Below are 21,314 nucleotides of genomic sequence, written 5' to 3' on the forward strand. Positions count from 1 at the left end.
CAGATGAGAATGAATTCAGCCCGGGTTTGCCTTAATAAAATAGTCATTGTGATGATGCTGGCGCTCGGCGCAGGTTGCGCACAGCAGAGGGTTAATCTGGCGGATGAAAAATTGTCCGATGCTGCACAGCCCCTGACTATCCAGACCGTCAGCGTGGCGCCAGATGGGTCACAGGTGGATATCTCCGTTTCACAACCGGGCACGTTTACATTCTACAAGACAACAGACCCGGCGAAAGCGGTCGTTGACCTTGCTGACACGGAACCGGGCAATTTCAAATCCCTGGATGTCAACTCCGGAGTCATTCAGCGGATAGACGCCACGAAGCACGTGTTCAGTGGCGGTTATCTTACCCGTGTGGAAATAAGCCTTGCCAAGGATGTGGAGTTCACTGTCGGGGTTGATCCTGTTGACAAAAACAAGCTGGTCGTAAAATTTCCTGTTCACACCCAGGAGACTGCTGCTGTCCCACAGCTTGAGAAACCGGTCGCTCCTGCACCGGAATCTGCGCCCCAGCAACCTCAAGCGACTGCAGCGCAACCTGCTGTCCCGTCACCTGCCACAGTCGTACCGGTACAGCCCGCAGTCAATAGTCTCCAACCGAGGACCGTAACTGCCGTTAATGTGGTGCGAAATGGAATCGAGATCGACGTTGCGGGAGGGGTTGACACCTTCAACGCCTTCAAGATGACGAAACCGGACCGCATTGTCGTTGATGTTTTCGGTGCAAAAACTAGTATTGCCAATAACATGGTGGCGATTAATGCTTTTGGTGTCGGAAAAGCGCGAATCGGCCTTAGTGCTGAAAAAGTGCGCGTTGTTTTCGACGCGGTCAGCGGTACGCTTGCTCCCTACGAAGTGACCAAGACAGACCGTGGCCTCAAGGTAGCGATTGGTGAAACCGCCAACGCAGCTGTCTACACGGGAGGAACGACGGAAGTTTCGGCGCCTGCCGGTAAAAAGGAATCTGCCGGATCCATGCACGATAATGGCCCTGCTTCCGTGGAAGCGATCGATTTTAACGTTCAGGATGGCATATCAAGGATCACGATCAAGGTTTCGGGTGCCTGCACGGCAGGCAAACCGGTGAAATCGCCGAAGGGATTGAGCCTTTCCATCGCCGGATGCCAGATTCCCCGTAATCTGCAGAGGACACTCGATACCAGTTCATTTGTAAGTACGGTTCTGAAAATTACACCGTACCAGGCAAAGGTCAAGAGTGGCTATGACACCAGACTGATGGTCAAACTGCGTGCCGACGCATCTTCCGAAGTCAGGCAGGCCGGCAATGTTATCACCTGGGATATCAAGAACGAAGGGATCAGCGAAGCGACCCTGATCTCCGAGGTCGCCAAATCGCAGCCACCTGTTCTGTCGTCTGCGACAGCGGAACCGGTGACCATAACCGAAAAATCCTTACATAAATCGGGCAGCGATAAAAAAGTGTACAACGGCCGCAGGGTTACCCTTGAATTTTCTGACGCCGATGTCAGGAAGATATTCCAGCTCATCGCGGAAGTCAGCAACCTTAACTTCCTCATTGCCGACGATGTCACGGGAACAATCAGTATCAAACTGGTGAACGTCCCCTGGGATCATGCCCTTGATGTAATACTCGAAACCAAAGGCCTGGAGATGAAGCGGGACGGCAATATTGTCCAGATCAAGCCGAAGGGTAAGTTCAAGACGCAGGAACAGGAAGATGCCGAGCTCAAAAAAGAACGCGAGCGGCGGATGGAGCTACAGACAGTTGTTTTCGATATCAACTATTCCACGGTTGAAGACGTCGCGACGCAGTTAAAATCAGTCGCTACCCAGCGTGACGGTGTCAGCATTTCAGCCGATAAACGCACCAATAGGGTGATAGTGACGGACATTGCTCCCGCCATCGAGAGGATGAGGTTCCTGCTGAAAAATCTCGACATACCTGAAAAACAGGTCATGATCGAAGCCCGGATTGTGGAGGCCTCCAGTTCGTTTACCCGCGATCTCGGTGTCCAGTGGGGTATACATTACAAGGACGGCTCTGCATCAGTACTTGGTATCAATCAGCTCGACACCGGTTTTGGTGGCGTGGTGACACCTCCCCCCAGTTCCGGTTTTCCGGCGGCGGACAGCCCGGGTGGCGCGATCGGCATGTCATTCGGTAAACTGACGAGCAACATTCAGATCGATATGCGCCTCTCTGCAGCGGCGGCAGCTGGGCTTATCAAGATAGTTTCGACGCCGAAGGTGGTTACCCTCAACAACAAGGCCGCAAAAATATCCCAGGGACAGTCGATCCCTTACCAGACAGTGTCCGCCGAGGGGACCAAGACGGAATTTGTAGAAGCTGCGCTTACGCTGGAAGTAACCCCGCACATAACTGCGGACGGCAGTGTCAGCATGAAGATCAAGGCATCCAATAACTCGGCTGGGGTAGGTTCACCGCCACCGATCAACAAGAAGGAAGCTACGACCGAAATGCAGGTCAAAAACGGGGAAACCACGGTCATAGGTGGAATTTATGTGGATAGTGACACTTCCAATGATCAGGGTGTTCCCTACCTGAGCGACATACCGCTCATTGGGTGGCTCTTCAAGTCAAACACCACGACTAAAACCAAGACTGAACTGCTGATATTCATAACGCCTAAGATCGTGTCCTGACATAGAACTTTCACTGGAGGGTAAAGATGACAATAAAGATGTTCATGAAATTAGGTGTTACCGCTATCCTGTTCGCACTCCTTGGATGTGGCGGCGGGAATGGCGCAGATGGCCTGAATGGCAGTATAGACCTCTCGGCCACAGCGAGTGGACGTTATATTACTGCATCCGCAACGTATAAACATCCCACAAGAACCGATCTTATCGGTGTTCCGCTGACGTTTTCCTATTACGATGGCGCTACGGAAATCTTTCTGGGAACATACAATACCAATAACAGCGGGGGGATTGACCTGACTTTTACGGTGGCCCCTTTTGCCGGTACAAAAGATTTTGTCGTTCTTGCCAAGACCGGCGAGCTTTCCGCAAACAGCATTGTTACCATGACCGGAGCCACGTTTACCATGACGCCGCCGGCAGCCATGACGGTTACCGCCGATGCTACCGTCCCGACCGGCTCCACGGCATCGTTCCCGCTGACCGCGCCAAGCTTTGTAAAAATTGTTGATCCGTTCTTTAACGATATCGCGAATCACACTATTTCGATAACCGCTGCCCTTGCGCCAACGGCTGCCGGAGACAGCATTACGCCCAACCCGACGTCCGCTATTACAAGCCAGGTGGGGGTTGCGCAATTGAGTGGCGTTCTGGCAACGATTGCTATTCCCGATACGGTTTCGACACGGATAGTTACGGTTACCTGGACCGCTACTGACATGAACACCGGTTTCCAGGCTTCGGGGACAACAACCCTCACGGTGACACGGACGGCGCTGCCACTTCTTGTTCCCTAGCTTTCACTTTTTGCCCATATGTGTTACGACAATGCCAGGGACATCCCTGGCATTTGTTTAAATACTGGAGAATTCATGTTGCGTTATCTTACCGCAGGAGAATCCCACGGCCCTCAGCTAACCTCGATAATAGAGGGAGTGCCTGCTGGATTTCCACTTGACGCTGAATCCATTAATATCGATCTAGCCCGTCGCCAATGCGGTTATGGTCGTGGTGGGCGCATGCAGATCGAGACGGATCGTGTCGAGATTCTGTCCGGAGTCCGTTGGGGAAAATCCATCGGGTCCCCCGTTACTCTCTGTGTAGTCAATCGCGACTGGGTGAACTGGCAGGAAAAGATGTCCCCCCATGTGCGGCACCGCGATGACAAACTGGCGGTCACCCGTTCCCGACCGGGACACGCAGATCTGCCCGGGGCCATGAAATACGACCATCACGATGTCCGCAATATCCTGGAGCGCTCCAGTGCGCGAGAAACCGCCGTGCGGGTTGCGGTCGGTGCGGTTGCCAAGTCGATTCTTACCCAGTTCGGCATCACGGTTTCCGGCTTCGTCACGGAGCTGGGGGGGATCAAGGCTGAACGTCCCAAAATGTCGTGGGAGGCCCTGCAGGGGAAAATTGCGAAATCCGAACTGTTCACCTGCGATGAACGTGCCGAGGCTGAGATGAAGGCCCTCATCGACCGTGCGAAAGAGTCTGGCGATACTGTCGGGGGGGTCATAGAGGTGAACGTATGCGGCGTTCCCGTTGGTCTGGGGAGTCATGTGCAGTGGGACAGAAAGCTCGACGCGCGCCTTGCGATGGCGCTCATGAGCGTCCAGGCAATCAAGGGAGTGGAGATCGGGTGCGGTTTTGACGCGGCCCGCAACCCCGGCTCCATGGTTCATGACGAGATTTATTACGATTCGGTGCGCCTCGTTGAAGGCAAATCTTCGGGTTTCTACCGCAAGACCAATAATGCAGGAGGTATCGAGGGGGGCATCACCAACGGTGAAACCATCATCGTCCGTGCCGCCATGAAACCGATTCCTACCCTTTACAAGCCGCTCAAATCGGTGGACATCATTACCAAAGAGCCTTTTGAGGCGACAGTGGAGCGTTCCGACACCTGTGCAGTGCCGGCCGCTGCTGTTGTGGCTGAGGCAGTGGTCGCTGTCGAGATTGCCAATGCCTTCCTGGAAAAGTTCGGCGGTGACTCGCTGGGAGAAATCCGTCGCAATTACGATGGCTACCTGGCATATCTCCGCGCGTTCTGACATGGGGAACATCATCCTGACCGGGTTCATGGGGACCGGCAAGAGCAGTGTGGGAAAAGAACTGGCGCTGAGACTCAACTACCGGTATATTGATCTCGATGCACTGATAGTTGCCGAAGCCGGCATCTCCATAAACGAGATTTTCACACGGGACGGGGAAACCGCGTTTCGTGCTATAGAAGCCAGGTTGCTGTCGTCACTGAAGGGCGAGGAGAACATGGTGCTCTCCACGGGCGGAGGAGCTGTTATCGCCGGGGAAAACCGGCGCGTTCTCCGCGAACTCGGCATGGTAATCAACCTCGTTGCTCCGGCAGAGGAGATACTGCTCCGTCTTCGGCATGAACATGACCGGCCGCTCCTCAACAATGATAAGTCACTTGAACGCATCAGAGCGTTGATTGCCCATCGGGAGCCTTTCTACGCAGATGCGGATGTACGGATAGAGACCTGTGGCAAGACGGTGGCTGGCATCGTAGACGAAATTTTAATATGGCTAAAAAGGGCAGGGGCACGTGGACAGGCTTGATGTAGGGTTGGGGGAGAGAAGTTATCCCCTTTATTTCGGCAACGGAAATCTCGGTACGATCGGTGCCTGCTGCAAGGAACGCGGCCTCGGGATGAACGTCGCGATGATTACCAATCCGACAGTTGGTTCCCTGTATGCTGACGGTGTACGTGATTCCATGCAACAAGCGGGTTTTACCGTTAACCTGGTGGAGATCCCCGACGGAGAAGAGTACAAAAACAGCGTGACGCTCAATGCCATATATGACCGCTGTGTCGCTCTCGGTCTCGACCGCGGCGCGTTCATTCTTGCGTTGGGTGGGGGGGTGGTGGGCGATATAGCAGGATTTGCGGCTGCTACCTATTTACGGGGAATTCCGTTCGTTCAGGTGCCGACAACGCTGCTTGCCCAGGTTGACAGCAGTGTCGGCGGCAAAACCGGCATAAACCACCCCCAGGGAAAGAATCTCATCGGCGCGTTTTATCAACCGCGCCTGGTCCTGATCGACGTGACGGTCCTGGCGACTCTCCCTGAACGGGAATTCCTGTGCGGCCTGGCTGAGATCGTAAAGTACGGTATCGTGCTGGACCGGGAACTTTTCGAGTATATAGAGTCCCATGGTGACAAGCTCTTGGCAAGAAACAGCGACTCCCTGCTTCACGTTATCAGGCGATCCTGCGCCATCAAGGCAGCGGTAGTGGAGAATGACGAACGAGAAACAGGACTGCGTGCTGTCCTCAACTACGGCCATACCGTTGGCCATGCAGTCGAGACGCTTACGGGCTATGGTCGCTACAAGCATGGTGAAGCGGTTGCCATCGGGATGGTTCAAGCCGCAAGATTTTCCGAACGGTCCGGATTATCTCGTCACGACGAGACGGAGAGAATTGTGGCGCTGCTGACGCGACTCGGTTTACCGGTGGATTTGCCACAGTTCGGTGCAGATGAATATACCGAGGCGCTCTGGCATGATAAAAAGGTCCGTGAGGGGGGGCTCAATTTCGTCTACAACCGGGGGATTGGTGAGTTCCATATAGGGAGAGTGACTGATATATCAACCCTGTTGACCGCCTGTGGGATAGAGGCGTGACGATGGCTCACGTTTCCCTCGAGCGGGGCCGGGATTGAAATGTATGGAGATCTCGTGCAATGGTGAGATTCTACTGTGGAGAGTATTATGAACACGGAGAATAGGGACGAATTGGTGCTGGAAGACGATGACCTGCTGGTGGAACTGTCTGAGGAGGAAGCTCCTGAAGAAGAGTTTGCCTGGGATGACGATGTAGCGGACAACGGGGGAGGTCAGGATACTGTCACATCCCGGAACGCTGATGCCGACCCGGCACGGGATCCTCTGTCAACGGCTACCTTGGCTGAACTCTATGTTTCCCAGGGTTTTCTCAAGCGGGCGGTGACCATATACCGCGAATTGCTCGAAACCGAACCCGACAATGAGGATTTGAAACGGCGAATGATGGAACTCAAGGAAGCCGTTGACCGTGATCAGATTTCAGCACGGGAACACGCGCTGGATGACCTTTCTCTTGAGGACGCCGCCGGTCCGGCAACGTTGAACCCATTAGATGAACAGGTTGAAGCCGGCGGTACGGATTCGGTGCTTCGGACTCTGGAGCGCTGGCTGGAGAACATCGGAAGGAGACGCTAATGTCATTCAGAGCTACGCTGCAAACCATTGTGGAAGGTGTCGAGGGTGGATTCGGCGCCATTATCATGGGATATGACGGCATCGAAATCGATGCGTTTGTGCGTCAGGACAGCGGATTTGACGTCCAACTCCTGGCGGTGGAATACGCTACGGTTCTCAAAGAAGTGAAGAATACGGTCGATGTCCTCAAGTCAGGTGCGTTGGAAGAGGTGACCATCGCCACCGGGCGTTACCGGATACTTGTCAGAGCCGTCAATGATGATTTCTTTGTCGTCCTGCTGATGTCCAGTGATGGTAACTACGGCAAGGGCCGCTTCCTGCTCAAACGCGAGGTTCCTGCATTGCTGGCTGGTTTACAGTAGGAACGGGGGAAGAATCATGCATATTCTCGTGCTGCACGGGCCGAATCTGAATCTGCTCGGAACCCGCGAACCCGATGTTTACGGTCGCGACACCCTAGCCGGGATCAACGAGTCGCTCATGACGCTTGCGACTGACATGGGCATTTCGGTGACTTGTTTCCAGTCAAACTCCGAAGGGGAATTGATCGACAGGATTCAGGCTGCCGCATGTACGTGTGACGGTATCGTGATCAACCCTGCAGCTTATACCCATACCAGCGTCGCCATCCGCGATGCCCTTTCCGCTGTTGCCCTTCCCGTTGTGGAAGTGCACCTTTCAAACATCCATCGTCGCGAGGAATTCCGCACCCGGAGTTTTATTGCACCTGTCGCTGTGGGACAGATATCCGGCTTCGGTCTTGACAGCTATCTTCTCGGCCTGAGAGCGCTTTTTAACCATATTAAAAAAGGATTGTAATAGGTGCGGCAGGTGTGTTAAAAGACAGAATCTCTTCGGCCAGGGAGTATCTGGAGAGGTTTGGCGTCGATGCCATTCTCTTCGTGAATCTTTGTAATATCCGCTACCTGTGTGGATTTACCGGCAGCGATGGAGCCCTGCTCGTCACCCGTGAGGGGGGGGTGTTCCTTACCGATTCCCGCTACACTACCCAGGCTGCCCAGGAGGTCTCCCGTTTTCCCCGTCGTGAATACCAGGGAAAACTGGAAGGCATTGCCGCATTCATCAAGGAGTGCGATGCGGGCAGGGTCGGTTTCGAATCTGAACAGATGCCGGTGGCCCAGTATAACTCCCTTGCGGATATCTTGCCCGGCGTCGAGCTTGTCCCCATCGGGACGGAGTTGACGGCTCTCCGGCAGGTAAAGGACGAGCGGGAACTGGAGTTGCTGGCCCGAAGCGCCGAACTGGCCTCCCGGTCCCTGCTCGACATCTGCGGCGAAATTCGACCGGGAATGAAAGAGCGGGATGTGGCGCTCGCCCTGGAATTTGCCATGAAGCGGGCGGGGGCGGAGGAAAAAGCCTTCGACTTTATCGTTGCCTCGGGCAACCGTGGCGCGCTACCCCATGGCAAGGCCAGTGACAAGCAGATAATGGTTGGTGAGCTGGTGACCCTGGACTTTGGCGGTGTATACCAGGGATACTATTCCGACGAGACGGTTACGGTAGCAGTCGGAAAACCTGATGAACGGCAGCGTGAAATTTATGGCATCGTCAAAGAGGCACACGACCTTGCCCTTGCGGCGGTGAAGCCTGGTGTCAGTTTCAGGGAACTGGACGCGATTGCGCGCGACCTTATAGCCGGACGCGGGTATGGCGAGTTTTTTGGCCATGGACTTGGTCATGGGGTCGGGCTGGAAGTTCACGAGAAACCTGTCATATCGTATCGTGGCGAGGGAACTGTCGAACCGGGCATGGTGTTTACCATTGAACCGGGCATATACATTCCCGGCTGGGGCGGCGTCAGAATTGAAGATACCGTGGCAGTAACCCCCGATGGATGTCGCTGTCTCACCAAGGTTCCCAAGGAGTTGATGGTCCTTTGAGGGATTATCCGCAACAGGACCGAAACAGAACATGCAGTGCCAGAGTTGTTATCCCAAAGGATCAAAGGAGATTGAAGAATGGATATCAAGGATATCAAGACACTGATAAAAATGGTGACGGACACCGATATCACCGAGTTCGAGATGGAAAACAGCGAAGAGAAAATTTCCATCAAGCGGGGGAGCGCACCCCAGATAGTCCATTACCAGGCGCCCCAGCAGATTGCCATGCCCCAGGTGGCCCCCCTTCAGGTCGCTCCTTCCCAGCCAGTTCAGGTGGCCGAAGGTGGAGCTCCCGCTGCAAGTGCGGCCGTGCCCGACAAGGGGAAGGCTGTTGTGTCTCCAATCGTGGGTACTTTCTACCGTGCCCCGGCACCCGATGCTGCGCCCTATGTCGAGGTCGGTAAAATTGTGGAAAAGGGCGAGGTGTTCTGCATTGTCGAAGCCATGAAGCTGATGAACGAGATTGAGGCCGAGTACCGCTGCAAAATTCTCGAAATCTGCAAGGAAAACGCCCAGCCGGTTGAGTTCGGCGATACCCTGTTCCTGGTCGAGCCGCTCTAGGCGAAGCTGCTGTTCACCATTGTTCAATCAACCAATCGGAGAGCCTTAGATGTTCCATAAAGTACTAATTGCCAACCGTGGGGAGATAGCCCTGCGAATTATCCGTGCCTGCAAGGAGTTGGGGATCAAGACCGTTGCGGTATATTCCACCGCCGACAGCGAGTCGCTCCATGTCAAGCTCGCCGATGAGAGCGTCTGTATCGGTCCTGCCCCCAGCCTCCAGAGCTATCTGAACATCAATGCCATCATCAGTGCGGCCGAGATCACCGATGCCGAGGCGATCCATCCAGGCTACGGGTTTTTGTCCGAGAACGCCGCTTTCGCCGAGATATGCGAGAACTGTGGCATTGTCTTCATCGGGCCGTCCGCCGAGAGCATGCGCATCATGGGGGACAAGATCAGTGGCCGGCAGGCGGTGATCAAGGAGGGAGTTCCCATTCTCCCCGGCACCAAGGAAGGGGTTAACGACGTCGCCGAGGCGATCCGGATCGCCAAGGAGATCGGATTCCCCGTCATCATCAAGGCTACCGCCGGTGGTGGCGGAAGGGGGATGAAGATAGTCCATTCACCCGCCACCCTCCCCAACGCCTTTGCCACGGCTCGGGCCGAGGCGCAGGCCGGTTTCGGCAACCCGGAAGTCTACATCGAAAAATACTGCGAGCAACCCCGGCACGTGGAAATTCAGATTCTCGCCGACAAACATGGGAACGTTATTCATCTCGGTGAGCGGGATTGTTCGATCCAGCGGCGGCACCAGAAGATAATCGAAGAGGCTCCTTCAACCGTCAGTACGCCTGAGTTGCGCAAGGCGATGGGTGAGGCTGCCGTTCGAGCCGCCAAGGCGGTAGGGTACAACAGTGTAGGGACCATGGAATTCCTGGTTGACAAGAACAATAACTTCTACTTCATGGAGATGAACACCCGTGTTCAGGTGGAACATCCCGTGACGGAGATGGTGACCGGTGTGGATGTCGTCAGGGAGCAGATTCGCTCGGCGGCAGGGCTCAAGCTGCGTTACAAGCAGACCGATATCAAGATTCACGGTCATGCCATCGAATGCCGTATCAACGCCGAGGACCCGATAAAATTCACCCCATCTCCCGGCAAGATCGTCGGATATCACCCCCCCGGCGGCCTTGGGGTGAGGGTTGACTCCTTCGTGTATGACCAGTATACTGTGCTTCCCCATTATGACTCTCTTATTGCCAAGCTGATTGTCCATGCCGATAACCGGCAGGATGCCATCAAACGGATGGCCAGGGCACTGGATGAGTACATTATTGAGGGGATAAAGACGACGATACCGTTTCACAAGCGGATCATGGCCAATAAGGACTTCATCGAAGGGAACATCGACACCAGTTTCCTCGAAAGGATTGTGCTGGAGTAGCCCATGGATTTTCCCGAAGAGTTGAAGTACAGCAAGGAACACATCTGGGTCAGGATGGAAGGTAACAGGGCGGTGATCGGTATCACCGATTATGCCCAGCAGGAACTGGGGCTGATCACGGCGGTTGAATTGCCGGGGACAGGGGACGATCTTGAACAGGACGACTCCTTCGGTTCCATTGAGGCGCGCAAGACCGTGGCAGACCTCTATGCACCCTTCAGCGGCCCGGTGCTCGAAGTGAATGAGGAGTTGCAGGTCACACCGGAACTTGTCAACGACGATCCCTATGACGGCGGCTGGCTGGTGACGGTCGGCATCGCCGACCCCGAAGAATTGAATTCCCTCATGTCGGTGGAGGATTACATGGACTACGTGGAAGAGCACGAGGAATAGCCGTAGGGAAATGCGGCAGGTGAAAGAAGGCGAGGCGTATGCTCTCGCCTTTTTTTGTGGCTCTGATTCCTCCCACCGCCGTTTTGCCTTGGGTATTGGGATGATTCATGGTATAGGTTTGTGCAGTAACTTCAGAGGTCCTCAATGGAATTCAGTCGCGAGCTACGCTTATGACCCTGCGTATCGGTCAGATAGATTACGCCAACGTTACACCCATATTTACTGCCCTGACACGGAATTTTTCAACTGCGTCCTACACGTTCGTGCGGGGCGTTCCCTCCCGCCTGAACATGCTTCTTGCCAAGGGTGACATTGATCTCTGCCCTTCTTCCTCCATTGCGTACGCCAAATCGCCCGAGCAGTACTACCTTTTGCCGGACCTCTCCATAAGTTCCATCGGCCCCGTCAAGAGCGTGCTCCTCTTTTCCCGGGTTCCCCTCAACGAACTCGAGGGGTGCACGCTGGGATTGACCACCGATTCCGATACGTCGGTGAACCTTCTCAGGATAGTGCTGGCCCGAAGCCACGGCCTTTCTAACCGTTTCGAGCGAACGTCGCTCCCCCTTGCCCAGGCCCTCGAGGCTTTCCCGGCAATCCTCCTGATAGGCGATGCGGCCCTGCGGGGGGGAATGGATGGGCGGGTGGCGCATGTCTATGATCTTGGCGAGGAGTGGTTCCGGTTTACCGGTCTGCCGTTCGTGTTCGCCCTCTGGATCGTGCGCAGGGAGGCCGTTGAAGGGAAATACGGTGAGGTTGCGGCGCTGCTTTCCCAACTACGGGAAGCCAAGCGGATCGCCTATGACTCGTACGAGTCTATTGCCGCAACGTGTGAGGAAGAGCACTGGATGGGACGGGAAAGGCTCGTTGACTACTGGCGCTGCATTTCCTACGACCTGACACCCTTCCATCTGCAAGGGGTGAAGGAGTTTTTCAGGCATGCAACTGAAATGGGAATACTTCCGAGGGAACCGGCAATTCGTCTCTTTCCTGAATCGTGAGGCCTTTAGGCCTGAGTTTTGCTCTATCAGCGCATAAGGATTGTATATGCAAAATATGACGTGGCTTGACGCCTTATCCCAAAGGTTCAACCTCAGCCGTGAAGCAACCGATCGACAGTCCCCCATGGAAATCGTCGAACGGATTGCACTTGTGGCCAAAACCAGGTGGGTGCTTCTGTTCCTCATCGGGCTGTACTGCTGTTATGCCGGCGGTTTCTTCTATTTCAGCAAGTACGGATTTTTCCTTACCTCTTCACAGCTTATATTTCTTTTCATCACGGTAGCCGGCGTTGCTTCGTACAACCTGTTTCTCGAGCGCAGTTCCCGCAGTTCAGATATGCCCCGTGTACTCGGACTTCTGCAGATCTTTCTGGATATGTTGTTCGTCACCATTCTCATTCAGTTCAGCGGGGGTGCGTCCAGCTGGTTCTGGCCGGTCTATCTGATCGTCACCATCGAGGCAACCTACCTTCTTGAAAAGCGCCGGGAAGTCTGGCTGGTCGGTATCGTCGGTTCGCTTCTGTACGGGGCGCTGCTCGCCGGCCATTATTTTGGATCTATCCCGTATGTCACGATGCCGTTTATTGAAGAAGGGCTTCATCACGATCCCCTCTATCTGCTCCTCATGTGGTTCTGGGTCGTGATTCTCAACGCAACGGTAGCCTTCATCGGCACCTTCCTCATGACGGTGATCCGGAACGACAACGAAGCCCTTCGCAGAAGCGAGGAGCGGCTGGTCAATTTTCTCGATACCGCAAACGACCTCATCTTCAACATCGCCCCCGACGGAAGATTTCTGTACGTAAACCACGCCTGGCAGCGGATTCTCGGTTATCGGCCGGAGGAGGTGCCGGCTCTCAGGATTCTTGATATCCTTCATGACGAGAGTAGAACCCAGTGCCTGCGGGAATTTCGGGATATTCTCGCCGGGGGAAAGACCGACGCTCTGGAGGCCGTTTTCAGGGCGCGGGACGGCCGTCTGATAACAGTCGAGGGGAATCTGACCAGCATAATGAAGGATGACAAGTCGGCTGCCATCTGGGGTATATGCCGCGATATCAGCGATCGCAAGCAGACCCAGGAACAATTGTACCGCCTTGCCCACCACGACACGCTCACCGGACTGCCAAACCGTATCCTGTTCCTTGACCGCCTGAAGCAGGCACGGGCACTGGCTCACCGGCAAAAACTCCATATGGCGATACTGTTTCTCGATCTCGACCGCTTTAAAATCATCAACGACACGCTGGGGCACTCCATCGGCGATAAGCTGCTCCAGTCCGTAGCCCAGCGTCTCAACAGCTGCGTGCGGGAAGTGGATACCGTCGCCCGTATTGGCGGTGATGAATTCATCATCGTGCTGGTTAACCTGAAAGAGGCCGCAGACGCCGAAAAGGTGGCGCAGAAGATATCAACGACCCTGTCGGCTTCTTTTAATATCGAGGGACACGAACTCTTTGCCACGACCAGCATAGGTATCAGCCTCTACCCCGAAGATGGTGAAGATCTCGACAATCTGGTCAAGAAGGCCGATATCGCCATGTACAGTGCCAAGGGACTGGGGAGGAACACTCACCAGTACTATGAAAGCTCAATGGATGAGCACGCCCATAAGCGGCTGGTGCTGGAAAACAGCCTGCGCAAGGCGCTCGAAGGGGACGAATTCCATCTCCATTACCAGCCCAAGATCGATGCAACGAGCGGCGCAATAACTGCCATGGAAGCTTTACTCCGTTGGGTGCACCCCGACCTGGGCCTGCTCCCTCCGTCGGAGTTCATCCCCCTCGCTGAAGAGACCGGTCTCATCGTTCCGATCGGCGAATGGGTGCTGACCAAAGCGTGCCAGCAAAACAAGGCGTGGCAACAGGAGGGCCTCCCCCCGGTCCGGGTTGCCGTCAATCTGTCCGGCTACCAGCTGCAGCAGAAAAACCTCGTGGAAGTCGTTACCCGCGCCCTCACCCAGAGCGGAATGGCCCCCTGTTATCTGGAGTTGGAGATCACCGAAACCGTCATCATGCAGAATCCTGATTTCGCCATTACCGTACTGGGAGAATTACAGGAACTCGGGGTGGAGATATCCATCGACGATTTCGGCACCGGCTACTCGTCCCTTGCCCATCTGAAACGATTCTCGGTCAACACGCTCAAGATCGACAAGTCGTTCGTCCGGGATGTTGAGATCAATTCTAAGGATGCCGCCATTGCAACAGCCATCATTGCCATGGGGAACAGCCTCAATTTGCGGGTGATTGCCGAAGGGGTCGAAACGGAAGGGCAGGTGTCCTTTCTGAAGGATAACCTGTGTGACGAGATGCAGGGCTACTTCTTTAGCAGACCAATGCCGGCAGAGGATGTGGCTGCCTTCATGCGGGGCAGAGGTGTGCAGCTTTCTGACACTGAAAAAGGAAGTGACTCAGAGTAGCCCTTTCCTCTTGAGCCGGATGTAGTCCTGAAGAATTATTGCATGATCGAAGCAGAGGGACGGGGGGAGGGCTGCAAGGGGAAAGACGTCAAGCCCGGCGGCATCGTCTGCTGCGTGGGGAATGCCTGAACCCTTGGTCGCATACACCGTAGAGATGGTATGCATGCGCGCATCCCTGGACGGGTCGGAATAGCACCCCACCAGCCGCAGCGACCCGATTTCGAGGGAGGTCTCCTCACGTGCTTCCCTGATGGCTGCATCCTCGAGGGTTTCACCGTAATCCACGAACCCCCCCGGCAGTGCCCAGCCGAAAGGCTCGTTTCGTCTCTCGATCAGCACGATACCCTCTGCCATTTCTATGATGATATCGACCGTGGGGACGGGGTTGCGATAGACTTTGACCTGCGCACCACAGGCAGGGCAGGCCAGATAGGCACGGGGCATGTCTCCTCCGGAATGATTCGGAAATAAAAAAAGGGAGGATAAAATCCTCCCTTTTTCGTACCGTGCGCTGCGGGTATTACTTCTTCTTGCTGCCGCCCGAGGCCTTTTTGGAAGCCTTGAGGGGGTTGATCTTGGTGTCTTCGCTCTTGATCTCCACCTTGACGTGGGTAGCGAAGTTGCAGATCCCGGCCAGCCATTTCTTTTCCGGCGCCGGGTAGGCGCTACAGACCCGACCGATGGAGCCATCTACGATCCGCTCGCACCCTTCACAATTTTCCACTACCACCTGACAGGAGCCATCGGAAAAAACACACCCCTGCTTACCCCAGAAGGTACACTCGGTACCAGGAAGTACGGTCTGGCATTGCATAAACTCTCCTCCTCCTTCTTCTATTCGCTTGCCGCGTAACTGTCTAAGGGTCAATGTAGCAATTTTGCCGGAAAAAAGTCAACAGGAAAAATCCCTGTAAACAAGCCCTTTCCCTTGACTCACCGTGCCCTATATATTAACCTTCTACACAGTAAATGAGCAATAGTGCGGCATTACAGGCGAATGTCCGGCGCTGTGTGTCATGCAGCACCTTTAAATCCTGCAGGTTCCGGTCGCTGTTCCCTTTGAACTGATATTCAGCCGGGAGCCTCAGGTACGACCTGGCCAATTCCGTCAGATATGATTTGCAGACTTTCATTTGATTACCAGGAGGGTGTAATGTCACGTATAACCTTTGGAACCTCAGGCTGGCGCGGTATCCTGTGCGAAGACTTCATCTTCGATAACGTCAAGGTCGTCACCCAGGCCATTGCCGACCACATAACCGACCAGGGGGAGAAGGGCAAAGGGATAATCGTCGCCTGTGATTCCCGTTTCATGGGAGACCGGTTTGCCAAGGAAGCGGCCCGGGTGTTGGCAGGTGCTGGAATCAAGACATTCCTCTGTAACCGTGACACACCGACGCCGGTGGTAGCTTTCGAGATACTGCGCCGCAAAACGGCGGGAGCGGTCAATTTTACGGCCAGCCACAACCCGCCCGAGTACAATGGCCTGAAATTCTCTCCCGCCTCGGGGGGGCCTGCTCTACCGGAAACCACCCAGGACATCGAACGGCGTGCCAACGAGATGCTCGGCGAGTTCTGCTACAAGGAAGTGGAGCTCGACGATGCCCAGCGCCAGGGCCTGCTGGAGGAGATCGATCCGCGCCCGGCTTATCTGGCCGACCTGGAGCAGAAGGTAGATTTCGCGGCCATCGCCCGGCTTGGCGGTCTGGCCGTCAATCCGCTCTACGGCACCGCCCGGGGCTATCTTGATACGCCGCTCATGGAGCGAAATATTCCTATACGGCTTATCAATGCCCACCGTGATCCCTATTTCGGCGGTTTTCCTCCTGAGCCTGCCGAAAAGAACATTCAGGATTTCATTGCCCTTGTCAAGGGTGATCCGGCAATCAAGCTTGGTATTGCCACTGACGGGGACGCCGATCGATTCGGCATCGTGGACGAGGACGGGACCTATATCGAGCCGAACTATATCATCGCACTGCTCCTCGATTACCTCGTCCGCGTACGGGGAATGAAGGGTGGCGTGGCACGGAGCGTCGCCACGTCCCATCTGATTGATGCCGTTGCGCGAAAGCACGGAGTAGAGGTTTACGAGACGCCGGTCGGTTTCAAGTACATCGGCGAGCTGGTGACTCAGGACAAGATCATCATTGGTGGCGAGGAGAGCGCCGGGCTCACTATCCGTGGGCATGTGCCGGAAAAGGACGGCATCCTTGCCTGCTTTCTGGTTGCCGAGATGGTCGCCCGGGAGGGAATGTCGGTACGTGCCCTCCTTGAGAGGCTCTACAGTCAGGTCGGGCGCGTCGTTACCAAGCGGGAAAATATCACCCTCTCGCCGGAGTTGGAGGACAGATTCCCTGACAAGATGGGGACTACCCCCTCCGAGATCGCCGGAACCCGGATCAAGGATGTGGTCACCATCGACGGCAACAAGTTCCTTCTCGATGACGGCAGTTGGCTTCTCTTCCGCAAATCGGGGACCGAGCCGGTTGTGCGGCTCTATGGTGAGGCAGCCTCTCCGGAGAGACTCAAGGAAGTCATGGCTGCAGGTAAACAGTTTATCCTGAGTTGAGATGTAAAAGCAGAATACGCAAAGACGCGTGGGGGTGTCAGCTATTCCCGCGCGTCTGTTGTTACAGGTCTATACTTGACTAAATTACTCAGGCAATGTATCTTGAACACGACGCATGAACTGGGATACCGATAGCGTATCCGCTATCCAATAATCACTTCCGGGAGGCTGTAGATGTGGGATTACACTGACAAGGTTAAGGAACATTTCCTGAATCCGAGAAATGTGGGGGAGATAGAGAATGCGGACGCGGTGGGAGAAGTGGGAAGCCTGGCCTGCGGCGATGCCCTCAAGCTGTTCATAAAGCTGGACGAGAACAAGGAACGGATCGTTGAGGCAAAGTTCCAGACCTTCGGCTGCGGCAGCGCCATCGCATCCTCATCGGCACTGACCGAAATGATCAAGGGAAAGACCCTGGACGAGGCCCTCGGCGTGACCAACAAGGAGATCGCCGACTTCCTCGGCGGGCTGCCGGAGGAGAAAATGCACTGCTCCGTCATGGGGCAGGAGGCCCTGGAGGTGGCGATCGCCAAGTACCGGGGTGGTCCGGTGCCGTCCCACGACCATGGCCATGAGCACGAGCAGGAGGGAGAGATCGTCTGCAAGTGCTTTGGCCTGACGGACGGCTTCCTCAAGAAGGTCATCAGCCAGAACCGTCTGCATACCGCCGAGCAGGTCACCCATTTTACCAAGGCAGGGGGGGCCTGTGGCGGCTGTATACCTAAAATAAAGGAACTGATTGCCGAAGTGCTCGGGGAGCAGCAGAAACAGGAGCCCAAGAAACCGGAGCGACTTACCAACCTGAGGAAAATGCAGCTTATTCAGGAAGTGCTGGAAAACGAGGTGAGGCCGCTTCTCTGGGCAGACGGAGGCGATCTCGAACTGATAGACATTGCAGGAAATGCGGTCCAGATCGCCTTCCGCAAGGCGTGCGCCGGCTGCGCCTCTTCCGGCTATACCTCCCGGTTTGTGGAGCAGAAACTGAGGGAACTGGTGGCCGATGACATCACGGTCGAGGAGGTGCAGGGATGAGGGAAATCTACCTGGACAATAACGCCACTACCAAAGTGGACGAGGTGGTCTTTGAGGAGATGCGCCCCTATTTCTGCGAGCTTTACGGTAATCCCAGTTCCATGCATTATTTCGGTGGCCAGGTCCAAAAAAAGGTGGACGAGGCGCGGCAGCGGGTTGCCGGTCTCATCGGTGCCCAGCCGGAAGAGATAATCTTTACCGCCTGCGGCACGGAAAGCGACAATGCGGCAATCCGGTCGGCTCTGGAAGTTTTTCCCAACAAACGCCATGTGATTACGACCCGGGTGGAGCATCCTGCAGTGCTTACTCTTTGCCGCAGCCTTTCGAAGCATGGTTACCGTGTGACCGAGTTGAATGTGGACAGTGCTGGCCGGCTGGATATGGATGAACTGCGTGACGCCGTTGACGATAACACCGCCATTGTCTCGATCATGTACGCGAACAACGAAACCGGCGTCATCTTTCCCATCGAGGAAGTAGGCCGGATCGTCAAGGAAAAGGGGGCGTTGTTGCACACGGATGCCGTTCAGGCGGTTGGCAAAATCCCCCTCAACATGGCTGAATCTACCGTCGACATGCTTTCGCTTTCTGGCCACAAGCTCCATGCCCCGAAAGGTATTGGTATCCTTTACGTGCGCAAAGGGGTCCCCTTCCGGCCATTTCTGGTTGGCGGACATCAGGAGAAGAGCCGCCGTGCCGGCACGGAAAATACGGCATCCATCATTGCCCTGGGGAAGGCGTGCGAACTCGCCGGGCAGCATATGGGGGATGAAAACAGCCGGGTCAAGGCAATGCGCGATCGCCTGGAGAATGAACTGCTGCGCCTTATCCCGGCCGCCCGCATCAATGGCGGCGGGGCCGACCGGCTTCCCAATACCGTTTCCATTGCCTTCGAATTCGTCGAAGGGGAGTTGATCCTCCTGTACCTTTCCGAGCTCGGTATCTGTGCATCATCGGGGAGCGCCTGCACTTCCGGGTCTCTTGAACCTTCCCACGTTCTGCGCGCAATGGGGGTTCCCTTCACCTGTGCCCATGGTTCCATCAGGTTTTCTCTCTCCCGTTTCACGACGGACGAGGAGATTGATACGGTCATCCGGGAACTCCCCGCCATTATCCGGCGCGGACGGGAAATGTCCCCTTTCGGGCGCGAGTTGCTGGCAAAATAGTCGAACATGACCCAGGCACAGTAAAAAGGGGGTACGCGGATTCCGCGTACCCCCTTTATTTTTATGCGGTCGATACCGTCTACTGGCAGGTCTGGGGATTCTTGCAGATGGCGATGAGGGCTTCGAGGATGTTGGTGGTGGTCATGATGCCGACCAGATCCCCTTTATAATCCACCACACAGAGTCCGTAGAGTTTTTTATCGTGAATCAGTTGCGCTGCGTCAGTCAGGTCGGTGTCGGGAGTGACGGTGTAGGGTTTGGCGTTCATCGCTGCCTTGACCGGTGTTTTGGAGAGGATATAGTGGACCTCCCACGTGTCGAGGGCGGTCGCCTTGCTCGGGGTGTACTCCTTGATCATCCGGTCGGTTATGAGACCGACGAACTTCCCTTTCTTCATTACCGGCAGCCGGCGTACGTTCTTTTCCTTCATGAGGTGGATCGTCTCGATAATACTGGCGTCGGCATCGATGGTGATGGGGTTCCTGGTCATCCATTTTTCGACTTTGGTCATGATGATGTCTCCTCCAGGGGCAGGCGCAGCCCGCCCGGAAATGAAGCCGGCTGGCGCTCCGGCCGCGTCTACATGCCGAGGAACGCCTTCTTTACATGGTCGTCGTTGAGAAGGTCTTCCCCTTTTCCGGTCAACACCACCCGGCCGGTTTCCAGAACATAGGCCCGGTGGGATATCCGCAGGGACTGGTAGACGTTCTGCTCGACCAGCAGGACGGTTACCCCCTGCTTGTTGATTTCCTGGATGATATCGAAGATGAACTTGACCAGGAGCGGCGCAAGGCCGAGTGACGGTTCGTCCAGCAGGATCAGCTTGGGGTTTGCCATGAGTCCCCGCGCTATGGCGAGCATCTGCTGTTCACCTCCGGACATGGTGCCACCCAGCTGTTTCTCCCGTTCCTTGAGGCGGGGAAAAAGCTGGAACACCCGGTCGATGTTGGCGTCCCGGTCGGGGCGGGCGCTCTTGATGAACGACCCCATCCGGAGGTTTTCCAGGACGGTCATTTCGGGGAATATCTTCCTTCCTTCCGGCACCTGCACGATCCCCATCTCCACCACCTCATGGGGCTCATGCTTCGCCAGGTCGGCTCCGTTGAAGGTTATGGAACCGGATGTCCATTTCACGAGGCGCGACACATTCTTCAGGGTCGTGGATTTGCCGGCACCGTTGGCGCCGACCACCGTCACGATCTCCCCCTCGTTCACCGTCAGGTCCAGGTCCCAGAGGACCTGCATGTCTCCGTAGCTGAAATTCAGTTTGTCTATGTTAAGCATGGAAATCCCCCAGGTAGGCCCGTACCACTTCCGGATTGTTGACGATCTCCTGCGGAGTCCCTTCGGCAAGCTTTTCGCCCGAGTTGATGACCACGATCCGGTCCGATATCCGCATGATCGCCTTCATGTCGTGCTCGATGACCATCTGGGTTATGCCTCCCCGCTTCTTGATGTCGAGGATAAGCTGGATGATCTCGTCACTCTCCGCCGGATTGAGACCCCCCATGACCTCGTCCAGGAGAAGGAGCTGGGGCTGGGTGGCAAGAGCCCGGGCCACCTCCAGTTTCTTCCGTTCGCCGATGGGGAGCCCGCCAGCCAGGAAGTTGGGCTTGTTATCCAAACGGACCACTTTCAACTGCTCCATGGCCAATTCGCGGGCGGTCTTGAGGGAATTGGTCCGGCAGAGAGCCCCGACCATGACGTTGTCGACGACCGACAGTTTTGCCAGGGGACGGACCTTTTGCCACGTCCGCACCATGCCGAGCCTGCAGACCCGATCCGGTTCAAGCCCGTTGATCTTCTGTCCCTTGAATATCACGTCCCCCCGGGACGGCGGGTAGTAGCCGGTGATGCAGTTGAAGAGGGTAGTCTTTCCGGCGCCGTTGGGGCCTATCAGCCCCATGATCATCCCCTCCTCCAGGGAGAAGGATACATCCGAGTTGGCTGCCAGACCGCCGAAGAATTTGCTCACGTGCTGTATCTCAAGTATGGTTCCCATGGC

Annotated in this window: 22 protein-coding genes; 17 read left to right on the plus strand and 5 right to left on the minus strand. The window is 55.6% G+C overall.

Annotated elements, in window-relative coordinates; genetic code table 11:
• Positions 1-3 precede the first annotated feature (3 nt).
• From KI810_RS07155 to KI810_RS07220, 14 genes are all read left to right on the plus strand, one after another.
• Complete coding sequence (locus KI810_RS07155; protein WP_214174825.1) at positions 4-2,649, plus strand: type IV pilus secretin family protein; 2,646 nt, start codon at positions 4-6, stop codon at positions 2,647-2,649.
• Between the two features lie 26 nt (positions 2,650-2,675).
• A complete protein-coding gene (locus KI810_RS07160) occupies positions 2,676-3,443 on the plus strand; it encodes a hypothetical protein (protein ID WP_214174826.1) in 768 nt (255 codons plus the stop codon).
• A 75-nt stretch (positions 3,444-3,518) separates the two neighbouring features.
• Entirely contained in the window at positions 3,519-4,700 is a 1,182-nt protein-coding gene (gene aroC, locus KI810_RS07165) for a chorismate synthase (RefSeq protein WP_214174827.1), read from the plus strand.
• A 1-nt stretch (position 4,701) separates the two neighbouring features.
• Positions 4,702-5,226, plus strand: a complete 525-nt coding sequence (locus KI810_RS07170) for a shikimate kinase (protein ID WP_246525364.1) — start codon at positions 4,702-4,704, stop codon at positions 5,224-5,226.
• Entirely contained in the window at positions 5,213-6,295 is a 1,083-nt protein-coding gene (aroB, locus tag KI810_RS07175) for a 3-dehydroquinate synthase (protein WP_214174829.1), read from the plus strand. Before KI810_RS07170 ends, aroB begins: the two co-directional genes overlap by 14 nt.
• 87 nt (positions 6,296-6,382) lie before the next feature.
• Positions 6,383-6,871, plus strand: a complete 489-nt coding sequence (locus KI810_RS07180; protein ID WP_214174830.1) for a tetratricopeptide repeat protein — start codon at positions 6,383-6,385, stop codon at positions 6,869-6,871.
• A complete protein-coding gene (locus KI810_RS07185) occupies positions 6,871-7,233 on the plus strand; it encodes a roadblock/LC7 domain-containing protein (RefSeq protein WP_214174831.1) in 363 nt (120 codons plus the stop codon). The genes KI810_RS07180 and KI810_RS07185 overlap by 1 nt, the downstream gene beginning before the upstream one ends.
• Positions 7,234-7,249: 16 nt before the next feature.
• On the plus strand, positions 7,250-7,690 hold the full coding sequence (aroQ, locus tag KI810_RS07190) for a type II 3-dehydroquinate dehydratase (protein WP_214174832.1): 441 nt from the start codon (positions 7,250-7,252) through the stop codon (positions 7,688-7,690).
• Between the two features lie 14 nt (positions 7,691-7,704).
• A complete protein-coding gene (locus tag KI810_RS07195; protein ID WP_214174833.1) occupies positions 7,705-8,772 on the plus strand; it encodes a M24 family metallopeptidase in 1,068 nt (355 codons plus the stop codon).
• A 78-nt stretch (positions 8,773-8,850) separates the two neighbouring features.
• Positions 8,851-9,336, plus strand: coding sequence for an acetyl-CoA carboxylase biotin carboxyl carrier protein (gene accB, locus KI810_RS07200; protein WP_214174834.1), 486 nt, complete (start codon positions 8,851-8,853; stop codon positions 9,334-9,336).
• 49 nt (positions 9,337-9,385) lie between these two features.
• Complete coding sequence (gene accC / locus KI810_RS07205) at positions 9,386-10,726, plus strand: acetyl-CoA carboxylase biotin carboxylase subunit (RefSeq protein ID WP_214174835.1); 1,341 nt, start codon at positions 9,386-9,388, stop codon at positions 10,724-10,726.
• A 3-nt stretch (positions 10,727-10,729) separates the two neighbouring features.
• The gene (gcvH, locus tag KI810_RS07210; RefSeq protein ID WP_214174836.1) at positions 10,730-11,119 is read left to right on the plus strand and encodes a glycine cleavage system protein GcvH; all 390 of its coding nucleotides are present in this window, start codon (positions 10,730-10,732) and stop codon (positions 11,117-11,119) included.
• A 170-nt stretch (positions 11,120-11,289) separates the two neighbouring features.
• Positions 11,290-12,117 carry a menaquinone biosynthetic enzyme MqnA/MqnD family protein gene (locus tag KI810_RS07215; RefSeq protein WP_214174837.1) on the plus strand — a complete coding sequence of 276 codons (828 nt, stop codon included), beginning with the start codon at positions 11,290-11,292 and terminating at the stop codon, positions 12,115-12,117.
• A 46-nt stretch (positions 12,118-12,163) separates the two neighbouring features.
• The gene (locus KI810_RS07220; RefSeq protein WP_214174838.1) at positions 12,164-14,539 is read left to right on the plus strand and encodes an EAL domain-containing protein; all 2,376 of its coding nucleotides are present in this window, start codon (positions 12,164-12,166) and stop codon (positions 14,537-14,539) included.
• Here KI810_RS07220 and KI810_RS07225 read toward each other — a convergent pair.
• On the minus strand, positions 14,531-14,983 hold the full coding sequence (locus tag KI810_RS07225) for an NUDIX domain-containing protein (protein ID WP_214174839.1): 453 nt from the start codon (positions 14,981-14,983) through the stop codon (positions 14,531-14,533). The genes KI810_RS07220 and KI810_RS07225 overlap by 9 nt on opposite strands.
• 76 nt (positions 14,984-15,059) lie before the next feature.
• Positions 15,060-15,353 carry a PxxKW family cysteine-rich protein gene (locus KI810_RS07230; RefSeq protein WP_214174840.1) on the minus strand — a complete coding sequence of 98 codons (294 nt, stop codon included), beginning with the start codon at positions 15,351-15,353 and terminating at the stop codon, positions 15,060-15,062.
• 339 nt (positions 15,354-15,692) lie between these two features.
• Between KI810_RS07230 and KI810_RS07235 the strand changes: the two genes are divergently transcribed.
• From KI810_RS07235 to nifS, 3 genes are all read left to right on the plus strand, one after another.
• The gene (locus KI810_RS07235; protein ID WP_214174841.1) at positions 15,693-17,111 is read left to right on the plus strand and encodes a phosphoglucomutase/phosphomannomutase family protein; all 1,419 of its coding nucleotides are present in this window, start codon (positions 15,693-15,695) and stop codon (positions 17,109-17,111) included.
• Between the two features lie 174 nt (positions 17,112-17,285).
• Complete coding sequence (gene nifU, locus KI810_RS07240; RefSeq protein WP_214174842.1) at positions 17,286-18,143, plus strand: Fe-S cluster assembly protein NifU; 858 nt, start codon at positions 17,286-17,288, stop codon at positions 18,141-18,143.
• Positions 18,140-19,309: a cysteine desulfurase NifS gene (nifS, locus tag KI810_RS07245; RefSeq protein WP_214174843.1), complete on the plus strand. Its 1,170-nt coding sequence runs from the start codon at positions 18,140-18,142 to the stop codon at positions 19,307-19,309. Before nifU ends, nifS begins: the two co-directional genes overlap by 4 nt.
• 79 nt (positions 19,310-19,388) lie before the next feature.
• On the opposite strand, the gene KI810_RS07250 is transcribed toward nifS, so the two are convergent.
• From KI810_RS07250 to KI810_RS07260, 3 genes are all read right to left on the minus strand, one after another.
• Complete coding sequence (locus KI810_RS07250; protein ID WP_214174844.1) at positions 19,389-19,820, minus strand: CBS domain-containing protein; 432 nt, start codon at positions 19,818-19,820, stop codon at positions 19,389-19,391.
• Between the two features lie 68 nt (positions 19,821-19,888).
• Positions 19,889-20,593: an ABC transporter ATP-binding protein gene (locus KI810_RS07255; RefSeq protein ID WP_214174845.1), complete on the minus strand. Its 705-nt coding sequence runs from the start codon at positions 20,591-20,593 to the stop codon at positions 19,889-19,891.
• Positions 20,586-21,311, minus strand: coding sequence for an ABC transporter ATP-binding protein (locus tag KI810_RS07260; RefSeq protein ID WP_214174846.1), 726 nt, complete (start codon positions 21,309-21,311; stop codon positions 20,586-20,588). Before KI810_RS07260 ends, KI810_RS07255 begins: the two co-directional genes overlap by 8 nt.
• Between the last annotated feature and the right edge of the window lie 3 nt (positions 21,312-21,314).

Origin of the sequence: Geomobilimonas luticola, assembly GCF_018476905.1 — a bacterium.
Taxonomy (GTDB): Bacteria; Desulfobacterota; Desulfuromonadia; order Geobacterales; family Geobacteraceae; genus Geomobilimonas; species Geomobilimonas luticola.

Coding starts and splice junctions, on each gene's coding strand:
- KI810_RS07155 (WP_214174825.1), top strand. CDS start 4: ATGAGAATGAATTCAGCCCGGGTTTGCCTTAATAAAATAGTCATTGTG.
- KI810_RS07160 (WP_214174826.1), top strand. CDS start 2,676: ATGACAATAAAGATGTTCATGAAATTAGGTGTTACCGCTATCCTGTTC.
- aroC (WP_214174827.1), top strand. CDS start 3,519: ATGTTGCGTTATCTTACCGCAGGAGAATCCCACGGCCCTCAGCTAACC.
- KI810_RS07170 (WP_246525364.1), top strand. CDS start 4,702: ATGGGGAACATCATCCTGACCGGGTTCATGGGGACCGGCAAGAGCAGT.
- KI810_RS07180 (WP_214174830.1), top strand. CDS start 6,383: ATGAACACGGAGAATAGGGACGAATTGGTGCTGGAAGACGATGACCTG.
- KI810_RS07185 (WP_214174831.1), top strand. CDS start 6,871: ATGTCATTCAGAGCTACGCTGCAAACCATTGTGGAAGGTGTCGAGGGT.
- aroQ (WP_214174832.1), top strand. CDS start 7,250: ATGCATATTCTCGTGCTGCACGGGCCGAATCTGAATCTGCTCGGAACC.
- accB (WP_214174834.1), top strand. CDS start 8,851: ATGGATATCAAGGATATCAAGACACTGATAAAAATGGTGACGGACACC.
- accC (WP_214174835.1), top strand. CDS start 9,386: ATGTTCCATAAAGTACTAATTGCCAACCGTGGGGAGATAGCCCTGCGA.
- gcvH (WP_214174836.1), top strand. CDS start 10,730: ATGGATTTTCCCGAAGAGTTGAAGTACAGCAAGGAACACATCTGGGTC.
- KI810_RS07215 (WP_214174837.1), top strand. CDS start 11,290: ATGACCCTGCGTATCGGTCAGATAGATTACGCCAACGTTACACCCATA.
- KI810_RS07220 (WP_214174838.1), top strand. CDS start 12,164: ATGCAAAATATGACGTGGCTTGACGCCTTATCCCAAAGGTTCAACCTC.
- KI810_RS07225 (WP_214174839.1), bottom strand. CDS start 14,983: ATGCCCCGTGCCTATCTGGCCTGCCCTGCCTGTGGTGCGCAGGTCAAA.
- KI810_RS07230 (WP_214174840.1), bottom strand. CDS start 15,353: ATGCAATGCCAGACCGTACTTCCTGGTACCGAGTGTACCTTCTGGGGT.
- KI810_RS07235 (WP_214174841.1), top strand. CDS start 15,693: ATGTCACGTATAACCTTTGGAACCTCAGGCTGGCGCGGTATCCTGTGC.
- nifU (WP_214174842.1), top strand. CDS start 17,286: ATGTGGGATTACACTGACAAGGTTAAGGAACATTTCCTGAATCCGAGA.
- nifS (WP_214174843.1), top strand. CDS start 18,140: ATGAGGGAAATCTACCTGGACAATAACGCCACTACCAAAGTGGACGAG.
- KI810_RS07250 (WP_214174844.1), bottom strand. CDS start 19,820: ATGACCAAAGTCGAAAAATGGATGACCAGGAACCCCATCACCATCGAT.
- KI810_RS07255 (WP_214174845.1), bottom strand. CDS start 20,593: ATGCTTAACATAGACAAACTGAATTTCAGCTACGGAGACATGCAGGTC.
- KI810_RS07260 (WP_214174846.1), bottom strand. CDS start 21,311: ATGGGAACCATACTTGAGATACAGCACGTGAGCAAATTCTTCGGCGGT.